The following is a 2862-nucleotide window of genomic DNA, read 5'->3' as shown; positions in this document are numbered from 1 at the left end:
TCCCCGGTGCAATACCGGCGCGAAGGAGAGAAAACAGGTGCAACGGTGCAAAAGACAGGGGGCCGCAGTCTCCGCTTTACAATCTCTGTATGATGTATCCGATCCACTATTCCCGACGTTTTTCAAAAACCGCCGGGAAAGAATGTTTCATGGGCGATTCGCCGGAACAAAAAAAGGAGAGGTTTATTCAACCTTAATGAAGTTCTTCCCGGCCTCGCCGCAGATCGGACACTTCTCCGGCGCCTTCCCGATCTCGATGTTCCCGCACCAGGGGCAGAGGAAGACCTCGGCGCCCTCGAAGTCCTTCCCGGCGAGGACGGCCTCAAGGGCCTTCGTATAGAGACCGGCATGGACCTGCTCGGCCTTCATCGCGTGGGTGAAGATAGCGACGGCCTCGGGCTTGCCCTCTGTCTTCGCCTCTTCGACGAAGGCCGGGTACATCTCGGTGAACTCGTCGGTCTCGCCCTCGATGCTCCCCTGGAGGTTCTCGGCCGTCTTTTTGATCCCGCCCATCACGGAGAGTTCGCGCTTCGCGTGGATAGCCTCGGCCTGCGATGCGGCGCGGTACAGGCGTGCCACGTTCTTGAAGCCTTCCTTGTCCGCCTTCTCCGAGAAGGCGAGGTACTTGCGGTTCGCCTGCGACTCGCCGGCAAATGCTGCCTTGATATTCTCCAGTGTTGCCATGACCATCTCTTCTGCAGGCATCCATAAAAAAATATTCCCGCCCCTCAACGCCTGATAAGGCATAAAGGAGCACATCTGTCCATTCACGCACCAGACATAGCACTGATCCGGGAGAGAGGAGCATTCAAAGGTTTATATATTGCGAGGATGGATCAACCCTGATGAAACAGATGCGGGAGGTGCCCGCCCGCGAGCGGCCACGGGAGAAGATCGCGGCGAAGGGTGCGACGGCCCTCACCGACCGCGAACTCATCGCCGCGATCATCGGGAGCGGCGTGGCCGGGCGAGACGTGCTGGAGGTCGCCCGTGAGATCGAGGGGGTGATCGCGGACTCGTGTGTCCCGGCGTACAGCGCCCTTGTCAGGGTGCCGGGCGTCGGCGAGGCCAGAGCCTGCCAGATCACCGCCGCCTTCGAACTTGCCCGGCGCCGCTTCCTCCCGGCGGAGACGCGGGTCACCTGCCCGGCCGACGTCCTGCCCCTCGTGAAGTACCTCGCCGACAGGCAGCAGGAGTACTTTATCTGTATCTCCCTGAACGGCGCCGGCGAGGTCGTCGGCAACAGGGAGGTCACGAAAGGGCTCATCAATTACAGCCCGGTCCACCCGCGGGAGGTCTTCGCCGACGTGATCACCGACAGGGCGACCTCGGTGGTCTTCGTGCACAACCACCCCTCGGGAAGCCTCCAGCCGAGCAGGGAGGACATCGCCATGACGAAACAACTCACGGCCGCGGCGGACATTCTCGGCATCAGGGTGCTCGATCACCTCATCGTTACAAAGAAGGGTCACCTCTCCATGCGGGAGGCAGGGCTCCTCTGAGGGGGGAGGCGATGGAGTACGACAGGGTCAGGCGGACACTCTGGGTCATCCTCATCCTCAACGTCATCGTAGCCGTCGCAAAGGCGGTCTTCGGCCTCATGGCCGGTTCGATGTCCATGGTCGCCGACGCCCTCCACTCTTCCTTCGACTCGGCCTCGAATATCATCGGCCTGGCCGCCACCGGCATCGCCGCCCGCCCCCCCGACAGGGACCACCCGTACGGCCACGCAAAGTTCGAGACTTTTGGGACACTTCTCGTCGGCGGGATGCTCCTCCTGACCGCCTACTGGGTGATCAGCGAGGGGGTCGTCCGCCTCACCACCGGCGCCGTCCCCCACATCACCGCCCTGACCGTCGGGGTGATGGTCGCCACCACCGTCATCAACATCTTCGTCGCCCTGTACGAGAGGCGGGTGGGCGAGGAACTCAGGAGCAGTTTTCTCATCGCCGATTCCGAACACACGAAGAGCGATGTATTCGTCTCCCTCTCGGTTCTTCTCGGGTTCGCTGTCGTATACCTCGGGTACCCCCTGGCCGACCCCCTCATCGCCCTTGCCATCGGGGCGCTCATCGGCAGGATGGGCCTTTCCATCATACGGGAGGCCGGGATGGTCCTCACCGACGCCGCCACCGTGCAGTGCGAGGAAAATGTCAGGGAGATCGTCGCCCGCATCCGTGGCGTCCTGGGGTCGCACGAGTTCAGGTGCCGGGGCGCTCCCGGCGAAATGATGGCCGACATCCATATCACCGTCGATCCCGGCATGACCGTCGAGGAGGCGCACGGAATCGCGGAGGAGGTCGAGGCCGCGATCACGGAGGGCGTGCCCGGCATGAAGGAGGTGGTCGTCCATATCGAACCGGGGGAGAGGGACGGGAGGGAGAAGATCTGAGGGTGTGGCTCTGGAGAATCAATCATGAGTCAAGAGCATGCCCCAGACAGACCGCGTGAAAAGACGTTATGCATACCTTCATGCCCAGACCGATGTATTCCTCGATCCCCTGAGGGAATACGCGGGTCCACCGCCTATCCCATATCATTCACCGGGGGACTACGCCCCGGGACCCCCGCTCAGGATTGGACCGGGAAAGTGTAAACGCTGCAATCAGAAGAGATCTGCCATCCCTACCCAATCCCAAGGATGAGAGGGGCGGGAGGTGGCGGCCCCCCAGAGCCAGCACACAAGAATGGGATTTCTCCAGTTATCGCTTTAGATATTACCCTTACCCAAGGAATTACCATGAAAATGATCCAGAAGATCCGTTCTCCGGGTTTTCATGAGGTTTTGACTCTCAACGAGCACCCCATGATGGAGATGGAGAGGACAAAATCACCTTCAGAAAAGGTTCGCCCTCTGCCTTC

4 protein-coding genes are annotated in these 2862 nt (G+C 61.2%); 3 read left to right on the top strand and 1 reads right to left on the bottom strand.

The window, feature by feature from the left end; translation table 11 throughout:
* Nucleotides 1–197 (top strand): hypothetical protein (locus PHP59_RS12475; protein ID WP_300167457.1); only part of this gene is annotated, 197 nt, incomplete at its 5' end.
* Here the strand turns inward: PHP59_RS12475 and PHP59_RS12470 are convergent.
* Nucleotides 184–684, bottom strand: coding sequence for a rubrerythrin family protein (locus PHP59_RS12470; RefSeq protein WP_300167459.1), 501 nt, complete (start codon nucleotides 682–684; stop codon nucleotides 184–186). The genes PHP59_RS12475 and PHP59_RS12470 overlap by 14 nt on opposite strands.
* A 161-nt stretch (nucleotides 685–845) precedes the next feature.
* Between PHP59_RS12470 and radC the strand changes: the two genes are divergently transcribed.
* Both radC and PHP59_RS12460 read left to right on the top strand, forming a co-directional pair.
* On the top strand, nucleotides 846–1502 hold the full coding sequence (radC, locus tag PHP59_RS12465) for a DNA repair protein RadC (protein ID WP_300167455.1): 657 nt from the start codon (nucleotides 846–848) through the stop codon (nucleotides 1500–1502).
* Nucleotides 1503–1513: 11 nt separating this feature from the next.
* Nucleotides 1514–2392: a cation diffusion facilitator family transporter gene (locus tag PHP59_RS12460; RefSeq protein WP_300167453.1), complete on the top strand. Its 879-nt coding sequence runs from the start codon at nucleotides 1514–1516 to the stop codon at nucleotides 2390–2392.
* The last annotated feature ends 470 nt before the right edge of the window (nucleotides 2393–2862 follow it).

This window comes from Methanofollis sp. (assembly GCF_028702905.1).
GTDB lineage: Archaea > Halobacteriota > Methanomicrobia > Methanomicrobiales > Methanofollaceae > Methanofollis.
Note: the sequence above shows the minus strand (reverse complement) of the source record. Positions and strands in the feature narration are given on the sequence as shown.